The organism is Alphaproteobacteria bacterium PA2 (genome assembly GCA_002256425.1).
Lineage (GTDB): Bacteria > Pseudomonadota > Alphaproteobacteria > Caulobacterales > Caulobacteraceae > Phenylobacterium.
In genome coordinates, this window is record NKIZ01000001.1 from 1662495 (window position 1) to 1679636 (window position 17142).

11 protein-coding genes are annotated in these 17142 nt (G+C 64.3%); 4 read left to right on the plus strand and 7 right to left on the minus strand.

From position 1 onward, the window contains the following. Positions 1–40 precede the first annotated feature (40 nt). From CFE28_08010 to CFE28_08020, 3 genes are all read right to left on the minus strand, one after another. The gene (locus CFE28_08010) at positions 41–2239 is read right to left on the minus strand and encodes a prepilin peptidase (protein ID OYU69945.1); all 2199 of its coding nucleotides are present in this window, start codon (positions 2237–2239) and stop codon (positions 41–43) included. Positions 2240–2546: 307 nt separating this feature from the next. After that, positions 2547–3692, minus strand: coding sequence for a glutathione S-transferase (locus tag CFE28_08015; protein ID OYU69946.1), 1146 nt, complete (start codon positions 3690–3692; stop codon positions 2547–2549). Between the two features lie 85 nt (positions 3693–3777). Further along, on the minus strand, positions 3778–5223 hold the full coding sequence (locus tag CFE28_08020; protein ID OYU69947.1) for a carotenoid oxygenase: 1446 nt from the start codon (positions 5221–5223) through the stop codon (positions 3778–3780). Positions 5224–5271: 48 nt separating this feature from the next. On the opposite strand from CFE28_08020, the gene CFE28_08025 reads away from it, so the two are divergent. Next, positions 5272–5871, plus strand: a complete 600-nt coding sequence (locus CFE28_08025) for a TetR family transcriptional regulator (GenBank protein ID OYU69948.1) — start codon at positions 5272–5274, stop codon at positions 5869–5871. Positions 5872–6372: 501 nt separating this feature from the next. Here CFE28_08025 and CFE28_08030 read toward each other — a convergent pair. Continuing rightward, the gene (locus CFE28_08030; protein ID OYU69949.1) at positions 6373–8256 is read right to left on the minus strand and encodes a hypothetical protein; all 1884 of its coding nucleotides are present in this window, start codon (positions 8254–8256) and stop codon (positions 6373–6375) included. A gap of 328 nt (positions 8257–8584) precedes the next feature. Between CFE28_08030 and CFE28_08035 the strand changes: the two genes are divergently transcribed. Beyond that, on the plus strand, positions 8585–9895 hold the full coding sequence (locus CFE28_08035) for a hypothetical protein (GenBank protein ID OYU69950.1): 1311 nt from the start codon (positions 8585–8587) through the stop codon (positions 9893–9895). On the opposite strand, the gene CFE28_08040 is transcribed toward CFE28_08035, so the two are convergent. Beyond that, positions 9885–10793, minus strand: a complete 909-nt coding sequence (locus CFE28_08040; protein OYU69951.1) for a GTPase — start codon at positions 10791–10793, stop codon at positions 9885–9887. The two genes, CFE28_08035 and CFE28_08040, sit on opposite strands and share 11 nt — an antisense overlap. Beyond that, a complete protein-coding gene (locus CFE28_08045; GenBank protein OYU69952.1) occupies positions 10790–12421 on the minus strand; it encodes an amidohydrolase in 1632 nt (543 codons plus the stop codon). Before CFE28_08045 ends, CFE28_08040 begins: the two co-directional genes overlap by 4 nt. On the opposite strand from CFE28_08045, the gene CFE28_08050 reads away from it, so the two are divergent. Then, positions 12383–14653: a peptidase S15 gene (locus CFE28_08050; GenBank protein OYU69953.1), complete on the plus strand. Its 2271-nt coding sequence runs from the start codon at positions 12383–12385 to the stop codon at positions 14651–14653. The two genes, CFE28_08045 and CFE28_08050, sit on opposite strands and share 39 nt — an antisense overlap. A gap of 102 nt (positions 14654–14755) precedes the next feature. Further along, a complete protein-coding gene (locus CFE28_08055) occupies positions 14756–15988 on the plus strand; it encodes a 3-(3-hydroxy-phenyl)propionate transporter MhpT (GenBank protein ID OYU69954.1) in 1233 nt (410 codons plus the stop codon). Between the two features lie 47 nt (positions 15989–16035). Here the strand turns inward: CFE28_08055 and CFE28_08060 are convergent, their stop codons facing one another. Continuing rightward, on the minus strand, positions 16036–16878 hold the full coding sequence (locus CFE28_08060; protein OYU69955.1) for a methyltransferase: 843 nt from the start codon (positions 16876–16878) through the stop codon (positions 16036–16038). Positions 16879–17142 lie beyond the last annotated feature (264 nt).

A 17142-nucleotide genomic window follows, 5' to 3' on the forward strand; every position in this document is an offset into this window, starting at 1 on the left:
CTCTATGCCCATTGAGTCTAACGCCCATTGGCGTCGATCGTTACCTCAAGTGGCACTTCTTAAACTTGATGCCGCTTCCACAGGGGCACAGATCGTTGCGCCCGATCTTTCCCCTACTGAAAGGCGGGAGGCCCTTTGTTACCCGACGACCCACCGGGAGCCCGGCCGATATCCTGTCCATATCCGCGTCTTGTTTCCACGGCTCGTTTATCGTCATTCCAAACCGCAGGACTCCGCTCGCGGGTCGGAACACAACGCCAAACCATACCTCGGCGCGCTGCGTGTATTTCCGCAACCGGCAGTGTGCACCTAGCTTTTCTCGAGCCTCCATGTCCGGCAGGGCATTTGCGTGGAGTGTTACGCCGCCACCGCCAACCGCAACCGTTGCGTCGTGGTGCATTCCATCGTTCGCGGCGAGCGCCACGATTCTGTCGATGGCCAGACTGATCTGACGGAAGGTGTCTTCGTCGACCTCTAGCAGGAATAGGCCAAACGCCATCGTAGCTGGGTCTGGGTTCGCGTCGATCCAAGCCAGCAAACGCTCCGCACTTAGGCCTTTCAAGCGTGTTAGAATTCCGGGGGGAGTTCGTTCTCCCGGCTGACCCTCTCTTCGAACAATCATGGCTATGTCGAGGTCAATGGCGAAATCGTCATGAAGCGCAACGAGGTGGTGCTCGTCGCTCAGCCAGAGATTGTTTTTGAGATGATAGCCGAGCAGGTTGATCTCATGGGTGAAGAGCATCTTGCTGGCGAATCGGTCACGCAAAATCAGGTAGCTGAAGAAGCGGAGCGGCGACGAAAGCATCTCAGTCATCACATCGAGGGCGAAAACGTCACTGATGAGCGGTGAGGCCACGCCAGCCGCCGTTTCAAATTTCAGGAACTGGCGGGCTTGGAAGTTCAGCGCTGGGTAGTGGTCCGCCACTAAGCAGATCGGGAACACCCGTGTAATCTTCGTATTCAGGGCAATATCAGTGCCATCGGCACCGACCAGACTGCACCCGGGTTCCAGAAGTGCTGCAGAACAGTCCGCAGCTTGGTCACATGCGTCCTGGATCGCCTTATTGAAGTCGTCCTTCAGTACTTGGTCATTGCCTTTGCGCGCCTCCAGAGTGAGTCGCTTGGCCTTGGCTTGGATGACTATCGCCTGATCCCCGAATAGAACGAGGACGTCGATCTCGCCGCGTGTCGCGCCCTTTCTGGTCGGTAACAGAACATTCGTGTGGACTCTGGCTTGTCCGAACACCCGGCGCATGAAGTCCCGGGCGACGGTCTCTGTGAAATCTCCTCGATTGCTGAATGCGGTATTTTGGTATGCCTTGTCGGATCCCATCCAATAGAAAGGGCCTTCGTACAGGGCCTCTACAAGGCTGTAATGTTGGAAAAGTAGGTACTGGCCGCTGCCAGCTGGCAGGAGTGGGGCGGCGTTGGTGCTGTTGTAGTCCTGAACCGACTGGAAAGTCGGATTTCGATCATCAGGTGGGAGGGCGAAGGCTTGCAGCACCGGGGCGACGGCACCTTCCGGGAGGCGGGCCTCGGCCGCTACTTCGACGTCTGTTAGCAGGAAGCCCGGCAATAACGTCCACTCGGCAGGCTCTACGCCGCGCAGGCCCTTGAGCTGATCGAAAACTTTGCGGGCCTGGATCTTGCCGACAGCCTCGACCACGCGGCGGGCTGTGGCGATGTCGAAACCCTTGGTAGCCCGCAGCCAATCGTCGTCAGCTTGGTATTTGGGGATTGCGAGATCGCGATATTGGAAGCTGTAGGCGGACTCGCCGCTGTAGAAGATCGGTTCACGGAGTGTCTCAGCGTTTGCGAACGGGTTAAAGTTCGGGTCCGCGACTTTCTCCGCAGTGAGGCCAGCGAACCACTTCCCTGACATGCCGAGGTGCAGTTCGTGAAGCAAGGCCTCCGCCCTGTCGCTGTATTCCTGGACGCATGTTGCGCCAGGGTGGGTCAGATCCAGCGGGTGGCGCGCCATAAGTCCAATAAGGGTGGAGATTTCCGTTCGGATGAGGCGCGTTTGCGTAAACATGTGGGCCATCGCCTCGCTCGACAGCTTGTCGCCGAATCCCATCATGTTGTCGCGAAAGCAGAAAGCCGCGATCGTGTGTGCGAATCCTGGGCTAGCACAAAGGGCTGCGAGATCGGCGAACACCAAGCCTTCGTCTCTAGTAGGATCGGCCTTCTTGGGCTGCTGCGGCTTCAGCATGCCTGTTTTTTTATGTCGGTAGGCCATGCATTCATCCAATTCATCTCAAAGCAGTTTCTCGCCACTCGCCCTGCACGGCCTAGCCCTGATTTGGCGGAGACCCTTGTTCCTGCCGAAGCGTGGCAACCGGGTTGTAGGCGAAGCGGACAGTAGCATGCTTGGCCTTCGGCGCGCCGAAAGCGGACTTTTTGAAAGTCTGCGATGAGTCAGGAACGGCCTTAGGAAGATCGTGGAACCAATGGCAGACTTTCCCCCCTCTCGGAACTTTGGATGGTCTGCTCACGGGTAGAAAGCCCAAGCGTCGACGTTGAGAGTGGTGTCACTACAACCTCCCTTAAGCCCACACCTCCAGATGATCCCGCCGCTCAATCCTGCGACTGGCCCGCAGGGTCAAAAGCTCCGACAACCCCGTCTCCGCCAGCAGGGCGGACATGGCGGCCTGATCAGCAGGCGCAGCGGCGTCAAAGACATCCTGGATCTTCTGGAGGAGGTAGATCCGGTAGGGCATGACGGCGACGGTGATCTCGTGGCCGCGCCAGGCGAAGCTGGTCAGGCCGATGCCGCGGTCCTGTTTGCGGGGCAGGCCGTTGGTTCCGGCTTCCAGGTTCGGGTGTCTGGCGATCCAGTCATTGGTGTAGGCGACATAGGCGCGGACTTCGGGAAGGTAGTCCTCGGCCACGAAGGCCAGCAGGGCCTTGAGGGTGTCGGGGACCTGGTCGTCTTCGAAGAGGTCCGGGGCGACCTCGCCATACTCCCCGGCGTCCTGGTCTGAGGCGTTCATGCGCTCGGTCCAGCGCCAGACCCGGAAGGCGGTCTGCTTCATCATCTGGGCGGGGTAGGGGTCACGGCCCAGGTGGGCGTAGAGGGGGGCGATCAGGCCGTAGTCGCCCAGGGTGGGGCGGCCGCCCAGCAAGTAGGGGCAGGCCGCCAGATGGGCCTCGAACAGGGCCAGGAATTGGGCATAGCTGGCCTCGATGGCCGGGATGGACTCCGGAGAGACGCCGAACTGGCCCATGGCCTTGCGCATGCGGCCGCTGGACATGGCGAAGACTTCGGCCTGGGCCTCGTCAGAGGCGCCGGTGGGGGCCAGGGCGGCGGGGAAGTCCTTGGCCAGGAAGGCGCGGTTGGTCTCGTCGAAGTTCCAGCGATAGTGCATGGCGGGCCGCAGCAGGCCTTCGCCGCCGAACAGTTCGAAGATCTGGGCGATCAGACGGTGGCGGGGCGTGTCGGGATAGGCCGGGAGGCGGGTCTGACCCCTGGCCTCGAAGTGGGCGATGATTTCCGAGCCGTCCTGGACCAGGGATCCGTCATCGGCTTCGAGGATCGGGATGATCCAGCGGCCGGTCCGGGGCACGATCTCGGCGCGGAAACGGGCCTCGCCGGCGGCGCGGTTTTCGAAGGGGATGCCCTGCTTGATCAGATAGGACCGGGCCTTGCCGGTATAGAGCGATCCCGGCGTGCCGTAGAGTTTGTAGACCATCGATTTTCCCCGCCCGACTTTCCGGAACAGCTATCAGCGGATTGGCTGGCGCGCTCAAGGGGGCAGGGCGGGGAAAACGACAGGGTCAGGCGGCGGTGGGCGCCCAGTTGCCGTGGAAGCCGGGCGGAATCCGGTGGGGGATGTGAACCTCCGCCTGGGGGGCGCCTTCGAAGTTGTCGGCGTTGAGGATCACCAGGGCGGTGGTCTGGGCTTTCAGATCGACCACATAGCCCATCAGCCAGCCGTCATCCTCGGCCTTGGCGCCTGATCTCGGGATGAAGACGAATTCGCCGGGCAGGCGGCCTTCGCCGAAGTCGTGGACCTGGCGGGTTCCGGCCTCAAGGTCGTGCTTGTAGATCCGGGTCTGGTCCGGGGCGGCGGCGTCAAAGCCTTTGGGCAGGGACATGGCGTAGGCATAGCGATAGGGCTTGCCCATCAGGGTCTCGTTGGGGCGCGGGAATTCCTGGCTCTCTGCGTCGATCACCTTGCGGGCGACGGTCTTTGCCGCGGGATCAATGGTCCAGCGCTCGAAGGGAACGGTGTTGGAATCCGGCCCGCCGGTGGTTTCGGCGAACATGGTGTCGTGGGCGCAGACGTCGAGGATGACCTTGCCGTCCGCCGTCTCATAGCCATTGCAGGGATGGAAGACATAGCAGGGCTCCACATCGCACCAGATGATCTCGTCGGCGGTTCCGGTCTTGGGCAGAAGGCCGACCCGGGCCTTGTGGTCGGGGTTCCAGCGATAGGGGAAGGCGTGGCCGGCCAGCATGGTCTTCATGGAGAAGGTCACCGGCAGGTCGAGAATGATCACATAGTTCCTGGTGATCATGCAGTCGTGGATGGAGGGGCCATTGCGGACAGGGATCGGCAGTTCGCGGGTTACCTGGCCCTGGGCGTTCACCACCACGTGGCGGATGGTGTTGAGCTCTGGCCCCTCATAGCAGATGGCGTGCATGTCGCCGGTGTCGGGATCCAGATGGGGGTGGGCCGAGAAGCCGCCCTTCAGCGTGCCGCCAAAGGGGTCGTGGGCGAGGGTTTCCAGGTCTTCGCCCAGACGAACCGGATAACCGCCGGCCTCCACCAGGGCCCAGGTGGTTCCGGCATGGCCCAGGACATTGGTGTTGACCGTGTCAGAGGGGCCGTGGCGCGGACCGGGCGCCTCTGGCTCGCCGAGGGCCTTGGAGACCTTCTTCGAGCGGATCCAGCGATTGCGGTACCAGAGGGCCTGACCGTCCTTCAGCCGCACCCCGTGGACCATGCCGTCGCCGGTGAACCAGTGATAGGCCGCAGGGTTGGGCGGCGTCGCGGGGTTCGGGCCAATGCGCAGATAGCGGCCGTCCAGCTCCTTCGGGATTTCGCCGGTGACGCTGAGGGTTTCAAGGGTCAGCTCGGCGTCCATCGGCTTGTGGACACCTTCCAGATAGGGGCTGGTCGCTTCGGTGGCGGCCAGACGGGCGCGATTGATGTCAGCCACCATGCCAAGGCCCTTGGTGACCGTGGCGCGGATGGCGGTTTCGATGGGGCTGGACATGACAGGCCTGCTCTTGAGTGGGGGAGATGAAATGTTTACAGTGGAAACATGTCCGCAGATGCTAACACTGTCAACATCGAAAACGGCAAGCGCCCCTATCATCACGGGGACCTGCGGGCGGCCCTGGTGAAGGCGGGGCTGGACCTGCTGGAAACCCAGTCGGCGGAGGGGCTGAGCCTGCGGGAAGTCGCCCGTCAGGTGGGGGTCAGTCCGACGGCGGTCTACCGGCACTTTCCCAACAAGCAGAGCCTGCTCTACGCCCTCTGCAAGCACGGTGCGGACGGCCTCTACGAGGCCCAGGCCGCGGCCATGAAGGCGGCTGGCGGTGGTCCGGCGGGCTTTGCGGCCACAGGCCAGGCCTATGTGCGCTACGCCCTGGCCAATCCGGCCCTGTTCCGTCTGCTCATGACCACTAAACCGCCCGCCGAGATGCTTGATCCCGAAGGGACCTATGTGGACGCCGCCATGGACCTTCTGCGACGCAATGTGGCGGCCGTGCTTCCCGCTGATGCATCTCCGGATGTGCGGAAGGCGGCCGTGACCCTGGCCTGGTCCCAGGTCCACGGCATGGCCATGCTGATGCTGGACGGCCAGCTTCCGGCGGATGAGAAGCTGATTTCAGTGATCGGACGCGCCGCGCCTTTCTGATGAAGGCCACAAGCGATCCACCACCCCGGTCATACCGGCGAAGGCCGGTATCCAGTTCATAGGTCACACCCTGTCCAGAGAGGCCGCTCCTTGGGCTTGCATGCCACGCTGAGCCTTACGAACTGGACCCCGGCCTCCGCCGGGGTGACCGGTGTTTCGGGATAGCCCGCGATCGACTTTCCACCCTCGGTCATACCGGCGAAGGCCGGTATCCAGTTCATAGGTCACACCCTGTCCGGAGAGGCCGCTCCAGGGGCTTGCATGCCACGTTGAGCCCTACGAACTGGACCCCGGCCTCCGCCGGGGTGACCGGTGTTTGGGGAATGGCCGCGCTCGACTTCCCACCCCCGGTCATGCCGGCGAAGGCCGGTATCCAGGTCATAGGTCACGCCCTGTCCGGAGAGGCCGCTCCCGGGGCATGCATGCAACACTGAGCCCTAGGAACTGGACCCCGGCCTCCGCCGGGGTGACCGGTGTTTGGGGTCAGGTCGCATCATTGTCCTAGGGCGCGACGATCTCGAACCAGAAGTCGAACTGGTCCAGCAGACTGAGCAGGTCCTGGAACTCGGCCGTGTTTCCGGAAACCTTCCCCGCCGCCACGGCGTCCGCCATGGTGGCTTCGCCGATCAGCAGGGCGATCAGGGCGGCGCAGGTCAGGGAGACTTCGTGTGCCTGTCCCGCTGTATGGCCGGGAGCATGGTGCATGACGCCATTGCGGACGCTCAAGCTGAAGCCTTCGCCCGTCTCGGTGAAGGTCAGGTTGAAAGCGAAGGTGCGCTCGCCGATCTCATCGCCATTCAGCCGGACCGCCAGGGCCTCCAGCAGACTGCCGGGGGGGAGGGCGCGGAGCTGACCCGCCGCCCCTTGCCGGGGCTTGTCTGACTTGGGCCGCGGATTGCGCAGCTCCTGGGCGCCGGTGAGATAGAAGGCGCGCCAGGGGCCGGACTCGGCCTGATAACCCATCTGTTCCAGGGCGTTGGCCTGCAGGGTCCGGGCCGCGACATTGTCGGGCTCGGCGAAGACCAGGTGGTTCACCAGTTCGGCCACCCAGCGATAGTCGCCCTGGTCGAAGGCGTCCTGGGCCTGGGCCAGCAGGGCGTCCGCGCCGCCGGCCAGGGCGACATAGCGGGCGCCGGCCTGGACGGGAGGGTGCTTGTGGAGGTTGGCCGGATTGCCGTCGAACCAGCCCAGATAGCGCTGATAGACCGCCTTGGCGTTGTGATTGAGCGTCCCGTAATAGCTGCGGGTATGCCATTCGGCCTCGAGGCTGGGGGGCAGGCGGAGGCGCTCGGCGATCTCGGTGGGGTTCAGGCCGTGATTGGCCAGGCGCAGGGTCTGGTCGTGGATGAACTTGTAGAGGTCGCCCTGCTTGGCCAGGAAGTCCCGAGCCCGGTCCTGACCCCAGCGGGGCCAGTGGTGGCTGGCGAAGAGGACGTCGGTGTCCTCGCAGAACATGGCTGAGGCTTCGTCGATATAGTGGCTCCATGACCGGGCGTCCCGCACCAGGGCGCCGCGCGGGGTGTAGAGATTATGCAGGTTGCAGGTGCAGTTCTCGGCCATGCAGAGGGCGCGGAACTGCGGGAAGAAGAAGTTCATCTCGGCCGGGGCTTCTGTGTCCGGCGTCACCTGGAAGACGATGTCCACGCCATCGACAGTCAGGCGCGATCCGGTGGTCGAGACGCTCTCGGTGGGCGGGACCAGGGTGACCTTGCCGGTGGAGACCGTCTTGCCGAGGCCGGAGTCCACATGGCCGCGAGGGCCCTTGGGCAGGGTTGCCCCGTACATGTAGGTGGCCCGGCGGCCCATGACATTGCCCAGCAGGACGTTCTCACTGACCGCCTCGGCCAGGAATCCTTCCGGTGCGATGATCCGCAGGCCATTGCGGATGTCCTCGTCGGACAGCACCCCCATGACCCCGCCATAGTGGTCCACATGGCTGTGCGTATAGATCACCGCTGTCACCGGCTTGTCGCCCCGGTGCTGGCGCATGAGGGCCAGGGCCGCCCGGGCGGTTTCCTCGGAAATCAGGGGATCAATGACGATATAGCCGGTCTTGCCCTCGATGAAGGTGATGTTGGAAATGTCGAAATTGCGGACTTGGTAGATGCCCGGCGTCACCTCGAACAGGCCATGGATGGCGTTCAGCCGGGCCTGACGCCAGAGGCTGGGATTGACCGTATCCGGGCGTTCGCCATCGAGGAAATCGAAGGGCTTGAGGCTCCAGACATTGTTTCCTGCGGGGCCGGTGATGGTCGCGTCGGGAATGGTCCCAAGAAAGCCCCGTCGGGCGTCCCTGAAATCCTGGCCGTCGTCGACCGGCAGGAGGTGCTCAAGGGCGGCGTGGGCGGCGCGGGTGAATGGGGTCGCGTCCTGCTGCTGTGACATCTGTCCTCCCGGGGATGATCTTCAACCGAAGATTAGCGTCGAATGGGCGCGCCGTCAGGACGGGTTCCGGGCTTTAATTCTGCACGCCTTTACGGCGCTCGGGTTGGCTGCGCATTGAGGCCCAGAGCCCGGAGCGTCCCGCGGCCTCAACCCAGACATGAATGTCTGTAATCGCGATGCTGCAAGGCTTCCCTAAATTGAGTAGAAACCACAACCTCTAGCGGCTGAAGGGGATGAAAAGCACGAGTCCCGGTTGATTTTTCAATCGAGTATTAAGGGTGCTCGCTTAGGTCTGGCGCTACCGGGCGTAGTTCCGGGTTCAATCGTGATGGTCATGAGCTTCAACCTTCGGCAGCGCCTTGGCGCCAAATTGCGAGCTTTTGGCGCGGCCCGCGGCGGAAACGTCGCGGTGATGTTCGCCCTGACCTTTTCCACGGTCATGATGCTGTCCGGCTTTGCCGTCGACTTCCAGCGCAGCAGCGGCGTGAAGCAGAGACTGCAGGACATTGCCGACCAGGCCGCCCTGGCGGGTGTCGGGCATAATGCGGTCTATGATGGCGAATCCTACCGATACGACGCCGGGAAATCCAAGGCGGCGGCCAAGGCCTTCTTCGAAGCCAATCTGAAACTTGCTGACTTCGGCGACGATGTGGTGGTTACGCCCAGCTACAAGGCCGTCGTGGACGGCGCCAGCGTGACGGCGACCGTGGGCTACAAGGCGCGGGTCAAGACAGTCATAGCCGGCATGTTCGGCATGAGCACAATGAAGGTGTCCGGCCAGGCCGTCGGCAATTCCGCCACGCCAAACTATGTCGACATCATTGTTCTGGTGGATACCTCGCCTTCAATGCTCATGGGCGCCTCTGATGCAGACCAGGACACAATGATCGCAAAGTCTGGCTGTTATCTGGCCTGCCACGGCCAGGAGGCCGGATATCGCGCGCTGGGGGTCGTCTTCCGCCTTGATGTGGTCGCAGCCGCTGTGGCGGCCATGATCGATGACCTGAAGACCAATACCCTGGTGCCCCAGCAGTACAGGGTGACCATCTACGGGTTCTCAAACACCCTCTTCAAGATCCAGAACGCCACGACGGACCTTGATGTCGCCAAGGCCGCGGCCGCAAACATTGAGGCCATGGATCCCGAAGGCACGAACAGCACCAAGAGCCTGCAACAGCTGGCTCAATCCCTGCCGACAGGCGGCACGGGCTCAGACATCAACCACCGTCAGCAATTCATGCTGCTGTTTACGGACGGCACCACAAATGACGTGGCGCGGAACTATGACGCCGCCGGCAATTATATCGGCTGGAAGGTCAATCCGGACTTCACGGCCTTTGCCCCGACACAGCCCGTGGGCTGGCGAACCCAGGGTTTCAATCCTGCTGACTGTGCGCCGATCAAGGCCAAGAAGACGACGGTCATGACCCTGAACACGACCTATGTGGTCCGCCCCGGCGAGACCGACCAGCGTACCCTGTTCATCAAGGACAAGCTGCTGGACAAGATCGAAAACAACATGGCCCAGTGCGCCAGCCAGTCGGACTATGCTTTCGTGGCCAATGATGCAGCTCAGATCAAGGATGCGACCGAGAAGCTGACCCTGGCGCTTCTGTCTTCAGCCCACATTACCAACTGACGCTGAGGTCCGCGAAGATCCGGCCCCGCTGGACCGCGTTCTTGCGGGCAATCCAGACCAGGCCCTCGCCCAGGGAGCCCGGGTCGGAAAGCCGCCACCGGCGTCCGGCCAATTGAACGCCACGACGTACTCCATCCAGACCGGTCAGGGCGCCCTTGGCCCGGAGTATTCCGCAGGCCGGGTCTGACAGGGCCAGACCCAGACGGTCCAGATCCACCGGTCCGTCCGGCAGGAAGACACCGGTCTCGAAAATCTCATCTGCATGATGGTGCAGGGCCCTGGCTTCGCCCGGACCTGCCGGACCAAATATCAGGGCTGATGGCAGGCGGTTGTGGTCGGTTTCAACAATCGGGGCGGGCAGGGCCAGGCTGCCCAGCCACTGGGCCGTATCGTTCGCCATCCCGGGGGTCAGCAGGTCTGTCTTGTTCAGAAGCAGCAGGTCGGCCTGGGCCAGCTGCCGCATGACCGTGTCGCCCACATATCGATCTTCTGCAGCGGAACGGACCGTCTCGGCGTCCATGAGGACAACCACGCCTTCGACAACCAGATCCGCCAGGAGACTGACGGTCTGGGCCACGGCGCCTGGCATGCCTACGCCGCTGGTCTCGATCAGCAGCAGGTCCGGGCGCGGCTCCCGGGCCAGCAGGGTCTCCAGGGCGCCGATCAGATCTTCACCAATGGTGCAGCAGACACATCCCCCCGCAAGGCTCAGCACGCCGCCTTCGGCGCCCAGGATCAGATCTGCGTCAATGGCGATTTCGCCGAAGTCATTGACCAGAACGGCGATCCTGCGCCCGTCCGCGGCCCGCAGCAGGTGGTTGACCAGGGTGGTCTTGCCAGCGCCCAGATAGCCGCCGATCACAACCGCCGGTATGACCTGGGTTCCGGCAGGCGTCATGCGGCGAAGACCCGGCCGTCCTGAACCGTCCCCCAGACCTTCACATCCTTGAGGTCCTGCGGCGCGACCTCGTAGGGGTCGTCCTCCAGAACGCAGAAGTCGGCCCGCTTGCCGCACTCGATGGAGCCGATTTCTCCGTCCAGCTTCAGGGTCCAGGCGGCCCCAAGAGTGATGGCGTGCAGGGCCTGGGCTACGGAGATCCGCTGGTGGTCGCCCAGGGTCCGCCCTTCAGCAGTGGTGCGGTTGACGGCCGCCCAGGCGGTGAACAGGGGGCTCAAGGGGGTGATCGGCGCATCAGAATGGATCGCCATGGGCACGCCGGTCTCCAGCGCCGTGCGGCAGGCGTTCATCCGTTCGGCCCGCTCTGGTCCCACCGTCATGGCCCGGTGCTGTTCGCCCCAGTAGAAGTGGTGATTGGCGAAGAGATTGACCCCCATGCCCAGGGCTTTCATCCGCCGGAACTGGGCTGCATCCGCCAGTTGGCAGTGCTGCAGGATGAACCTGTGGTCGGGCCCGGCATGGCGCTTGAGGGCGCCTTCCAGACAGTCCAGGGCCAGGTCTGTGGCCTCGTCGCCATTGGTATGGGTATGCACCTGCACCCCCGCCGCCAGGGCCAGGGCATAGACTTCGGCCAGGGTTTCCGGCGGCGTATACCAGAGGCCGTTCGGTGCGCCATTGTAATAACCGGGCCAGCGCAGGCGGGCGGAAAATCCCTGGATCGAGCCGTCGGCCACCATCTTGATGCCCTGAAGCCTCAGCCGGTCCGTGCTGCGGGCGGCCAGGGCCAGGGCGCGCTCGACCATGGCGGCGGGCGCCAGATCCATGGCCCGCAGGGGCGCCACCAGTCGCAGGGGAAAGTCTTCCGCGCCGGCCTGGGCGGCCATGGCGTCAATGTCCTGGTCGCGCAGGGTCGCCCCCAGCTCGGTGGCCGTCGTGACCCCGGCCACCACCGCCAGACGGCCCAGATTTGAGAGGGCGAGGGGATCACCTGCCAGAAACATCTTCTGCAGGCCCACATGGCGCAGGGCCATCATCATGGCCTCGGGGCCCTTGAGTTCGCCGGAAGGCAGGCCGTCCTCGCCCAGGGGAACCCCCGGGTGATCGATCCCGGTCCGCATCAGGCCGGCCTTCTCCAGGGCCAGGGTATTCACATTGGCGATGTGGCCGCTGGCGTGCATGACGCCCACCGGCCGGTCGGCGCTGACCTGATCCAGGTCCTGGCGGGTCATCCGCGCCGCGCCGAAATAGATGGGGTCATAACCCCAGCCGCCGACAGGCTGGTCGTCAGGGGTCTCGGCCGCCTGCGCCGCGAGGGCCTCCACGACGGCGGCGGGCGACTTGCGCCCTGGGGCAACGGCGCCCTGCGGATTACGCACGTCGAAGACGCCGCAATAGACAAACCGCCAGACCCCGCCGGCCATGAGATGGCTGTGTCCTTCGATCAGCCCGGGCAGCAGGACCTTGTCGGCGAACCGCTCATCCAATTGATACTCCCCCCAACCGGTCAAATCCTCCAGCGTCCCGGCCCCCAGAATCCGCCCCGCCCTTACCGCGACGTGGGTCGCCACGGGCTGGTTGGGATTGTGGGTATGGATGCGTCGGGCGCGGTAGATGATGATGGGGGGCATGGGCGAATCCGGCTGCAGGACTTTCACCAAGGAGCCTACAGGCGTTTGCAGAGGGCGCCGCTTCAAATTGGCCATTGCACCTGGGCCGGCCGACAAAGCTCCATCCGGCGGCGCGAGGCTGCTATGGTTTTGCGGCCGGGCCCTTTCCGGCCCTGCAATCAAGAACTCCAGCTGGAGATCCCCTTGCGTATGTCCCGAAGAACAGCCCTGACCGGCGCCGTCGCCACAGCCGGTGTCGCCGCCGGCGTCACCTCGGTGGGCGCATGGGCTCTGCCGGCGCCCCGGGAGGTCGAAGTCACGGAGCATGTCTGGATCTCCATGGCCGACGGGGTCCGTTTGTCGGCCCGGCTGTTCCTGCCCAGGGGCTCTGACAAGGCGCCTGTCCCCGCCGTGCTGGAATACATCCCCTATCGCAAACGCGACGCCTATCGCGGACACGACACCGCCTGGGGCCATCAACTGGCCAGCCATGGGATCGCCTATGTCCGCCTCGATGTGCGGGGATCAGGCGACTCCGAAGGGGTGCTGGTCGATGAGTATGATGTCCCGGAGCTCAATGACGGGGGCGAGGCCATTGCCTGGATAGCGGCCCAGTCCTGGTGCTCCGGCGCTGTGGGCTTGCGCGGCATCTCCTGGGGCGGGATCAACACCCTGCAGATCGCCGCCATGCGGCCGCCGGCCCTGAAGGCGATCATGGCCCTTGGCTGCTCGGACAACCGCTACACCAATGACGCCCACTATGTGGGCGGCGCCCTGGGACATACCAACCTGCAATGGGGCATAGGTTTCAAGACGGTGATGGCCGGTCCGCCCGACCCCGCCATTGTGGGGGAGTCCTGGGAGGCCATGTGGCGCCAGCGCCTGGAGGCCACCCCCGCCATCATGGAAACCTGGCTTCGCCACCAGACCTTTGATGAATACTGGCGGCGGGGATCGGTGGCCCTCGACTGGGGGGCGATCTCCGTCCCGACCTATCTGGTGGGCGGGTGGCAGGACACCTATTCCAATCCCATCGGCCGCCTGCTGCAGAATCTGAAGGTCCCGCGAAAGGGCCTGATCGGGCCCTGGGGCCACACCTATCCCTGGGCGGCCGAGCCCATGAGCCTGGACTGGACCTTCGAAGAGGTCCGCTGGTGGCGGCATTGGCTGATGGGTGAAGCCACCGGCATCATGGACGAACCCATGCTGCGGGCCTTCATGCCCTACGCCACATGGACCCAGAGCCGCCCCGCAGAAATCCCCGGTCGCTGGATCGCCGAGGGGGCCTGGCCTTCCAGGGCCATCAAACCCAGGTCCCTGCACCTCACCCCCGCCGGACTGACCGATCGCCCTGGACCTGCCCATGTGGCGCAGATTGTCGGCGACAGGATCGTGGGGCTCACCAAGCCCGAATGGCTGGATCGCGCCCCCATCGAGCAGTCCCTGGATGACGAGAAGTCGCTCAGCTTCGAAAGTGCGGTCCTGGACCGCGACACGGAAATCCTTGGCTATCCGATGGCGCACCTGCGGATCGCCGCCGACCGTACCGTCGCCAAGGTCGCCGTGCGGATCACCGAGGTTACCGCTGACGGCAAGTCCTGGCTCGTCAGTTACGGCCTGAAAAACCTGACCCACCGCGACTCTGACACGACGCCGACGCCACTCAGGCCGGGAGAATTCTACGACCTGGACTTTCCTCTGTTCATGGTCGGTCACAGGTTCTCGAAGGGCAGTCGCATCCGCGTGGCCATCAGCGAGAACCTCTGGCCTCTGGCCTGGCCTTCCCCGGAAATCGTCACGCTCAAGCTGGCCCTGGACCATTGTCGGGTGGACTTGCCGGTGCGTCCGCGGGAGCGGGCCGCCACGGCCTTCCCGATACCCGTCCGGCACGCCGAGCCCTCTGCTGCGCCGGCGCCTTTCGTGGTTACAGAGCCGGTATCACCTGGCCACTACCGGATCATCCTGGAGAGCCCGCCCGTCGCGAGCACCCTGGCCGATATTCAGACCGTCGCGTCCCGAGGCCGCCGGGAGACCAGCGAAATCATCGAGGGCCAGGCCAATAGCGGCCTTTGGCGCCATGAGGCCTCCAGCTCGTGGGCGAGGGGCGACTGGGATTGCAGCCTGTCTGCGATGATCGAACTGAAATCCACGGCCACAGAATTCCTGATCACCGAATCCCTCACCGCCAGCAAGGGGCCGCAGATCATCTTCACCCGTCAGAGCGAGGCGCGGATCCCCCGGCAGCTGGTATAGCTTCCGGGCGCCGGCTCTCCGGGCCATGAAATCTGAACTCAACATCCTGCCGGGTCTCTGACATAAGCGCGAAACGCGCTTCGCCCTGGGAGGGGAAAGATCATGACCGCCCCGTCCGCCGCCGGCAGCAACCCCAAGTCCGGCATCGCCGTCATGACCGTCGCCCTTTGCTGGCTTGTGGCCATTTGCGAGGGCATGGATCTCCAGGCGGCTGGCGTTGTCGCCGCCAAGCTGGCGTCGGCCTTCAAGCTGGGGCCGGGGCCCATGGGGTGGTTTTTCAGCGCCAGTACGGCGGGGCTGCTGATCGGCGCGGTGATCGGCGGTCGCCTTGCTGACCACTTTGGACGCAAACGGGTGCTGATCGGCTCTGTGGTGGTGTTTGGCCTACTGACGGCGGCGACAGCCATGTCCACCACCTTTCCGGTGCTGCTGACCACGCGTTTCCTCACGGGCCTTGGCCTCGGCGGCGCCCTGCCCAACCTTATCGCCCTGGTGGCCGAAGGCTCGGATCCCCGGCAGAAGAACCTGGCGGTCTCCATCATGTATTCGGGCATGCCCCTTGGCGGCGCCCTGGTCAGCCTGATCACCCTGGCTCCGGGCTTCGGGGCAAGCTGGACGTCGGTCTTCTATGTTGCCGGGATCGCGCCCCTGGTGGTTGTTCCGCTGCTGATCCGCTTTTTGCCGGAATCGCGCCAGTTCCTCGAGGTTCGCGAGACAAAGGCCCCCCGATCGACCTTCATCTCGGCCCTGTTTCATCAAGGCCGCGCCGCACCAACCCTGTTCCTGTGGGCCAGTTTCTTCTGTACCCTGCTGGTCCTCTATCTGCTGCTCAACTGGCTGCCGACCCTGCTGGTGTCCAGGGGACTGACCAAGCCCGAGGCGGCCAGGGTCCAGCTCTTCTTCAACCTGATCGGCGCCTTTGCAGCCATGGCGGCCGGCTGGGCCATTGATACACGCTACAGGCTGCTGGGCATTGTGGTGACCTTCCTGTCCCTGGGCGCTGGTCTGTTGCTGCTGATCGTCGTGCCGACCTCGCCGGGCTCGGCCCTGCTGATTGGCAGCCTGCTGGGCGCAGCGGCCCTGGCCTCCCAGAGCATACTCTACGCCGTAGCGCCGGACTGTTATCCGACCGAGGTTCGGGGGCGCGGCGTCGGCGCAGCGGTCAGCGCCGGCCGGTTCGGCTCCATTGCCGGACCGATTGTCGCCGCCCAGCTTCTGGTGGGCGGCCGCAGTCCAGCCGATGTCCTGCAGGCCATGCTGCCTCTGGTGGCCGTCGGCTTCACCTGCACCCTGCTGCTGGGCTGGGCCCGCGGGCGACAGGCGAATTCACTCTAGGCCTGTCGGCCATAAACCTGCGTCGGCCCAGGGGGCAGAACGACCCGTCAGCGCGGCTTGACGAAGCGTAGGGTCATCCTGTCGCTCTCGCCGATGGCGTCGTACTTGCTGCGGTCGAAGGCCGGATCAGCAGAACGTCCACCAGCCGCCGTCCAGCGGGATGGCGGCAGGGTCCAGACGCCGAAGGGGTGGTCCTTGGTGTCCTTGGGATTGGCGTTGGCCTCAGAAGATCCAGCCAGTTTGAACCCTGCCTTTATGGCGGCGTCCACCACAATCTGGGTGGCGACATAGCCATCGCGGGCGTCGCCGGTCTGGGGGCGGGGATCAGCACGATGTTCTTCCACCGCCAACACGCCGCCCGGCTTCAGCACGGCATAGAAATCGGCCAGAGACTTGTCCAGCACGCCCGGCTGCCACATCCAGTTGTGGATGTTCCTGGCGGTTATCACCATGTCGGCCGAGCCCGGAGCCCCCAGAGGCTTGGAGGCCGGTCCGAAGTTGACGAAGCCGACCTTCCCGAACCTGGTCTCATCGGCGTACCTGGCCTCAAAGGCAGCCCTGCCCTTGCGCGCGGCCTCCGACAGCTTGGGATTGTCCAGATCAGCCGCACTGGCGATATAGGCGCCCTTGGTAGCCTTTGCGTATGGGGCGAGGATTTCGGTCCAGTAGCCGCTGCCGGGTGAGATCTCGATGATGGTCTGACGCGGCTTGACCCCCCAGAAGGACAGGGTTTCCAACGGATGGCGGGCGCCGTCCCGGGCAGTATTCTCGGCTGAGCGCACCGGTCCGGCGATGGCGGCCTCCAGGGCGCGATCGGCCTTGGCCTGGGCGGCCGGCGCCACCATCAGGGCGGCAAGGGCGGTCAGGAGGGTCAGGGCGCGGTGCGACATCGAGGCTGGCTTTCAATGGGTTTCAGGACCGTATGAACGTGGGGGGCGACCTCGACTTCGCAAGGGGGGCAATGACAATTGTGCCAAACCTTCGGTTATGAACCCACGCGGACAGGCCCCGCCAGCGAAGAGGAGGCGCTGGATGTCCGGGCCTTCCAGGCGGGGCGAGCGCGAACTCCAGCGCCGGTACCAACTTGCCGACTATGTGGTGGTCAATGAGGCCAAGCTTCTGGACGGTCTGCAACCAATCCCCCACGGGCGGCC

Coding starts and splice junctions, on each gene's coding strand:
- CFE28_08010 (OYU69945.1), bottom strand. CDS start 2,239: ATGGCCTACCGACATAAAAAAACAGGCATGCTGAAGCCGCAGCAGCCC.
- CFE28_08015 (OYU69946.1), bottom strand. CDS start 3,692: ATGGTCTACAAACTCTACGGCACGCCGGGATCGCTCTATACCGGCAAG.
- CFE28_08020 (OYU69947.1), bottom strand. CDS start 5,223: ATGTCCAGCCCCATCGAAACCGCCATCCGCGCCACGGTCACCAAGGGC.
- CFE28_08025 (OYU69948.1), top strand. CDS start 5,272: ATGTCCGCAGATGCTAACACTGTCAACATCGAAAACGGCAAGCGCCCC.
- CFE28_08030 (OYU69949.1), bottom strand. CDS start 8,256: ATGTCACAGCAGCAGGACGCGACCCCATTCACCCGCGCCGCCCACGCC.
- CFE28_08035 (OYU69950.1), top strand. CDS start 8,585: ATGGTCATGAGCTTCAACCTTCGGCAGCGCCTTGGCGCCAAATTGCGA.
- CFE28_08040 (OYU69951.1), bottom strand. CDS start 10,793: ATGACGCCTGCCGGAACCCAGGTCATACCGGCGGTTGTGATCGGCGGC.
- CFE28_08050 (OYU69953.1), top strand. CDS start 12,383: ATGGATGCGTCGGGCGCGGTAGATGATGATGGGGGGCATGGGCGAATC.
- CFE28_08045 (OYU69952.1), bottom strand. CDS start 12,421: ATGCCCCCCATCATCATCTACCGCGCCCGACGCATCCATACCCACAAT.
- CFE28_08055 (OYU69954.1), top strand. CDS start 14,756: ATGACCGCCCCGTCCGCCGCCGGCAGCAACCCCAAGTCCGGCATCGCC.
- CFE28_08060 (OYU69955.1), bottom strand. CDS start 16,878: ATGTCGCACCGCGCCCTGACCCTCCTGACCGCCCTTGCCGCCCTGATG.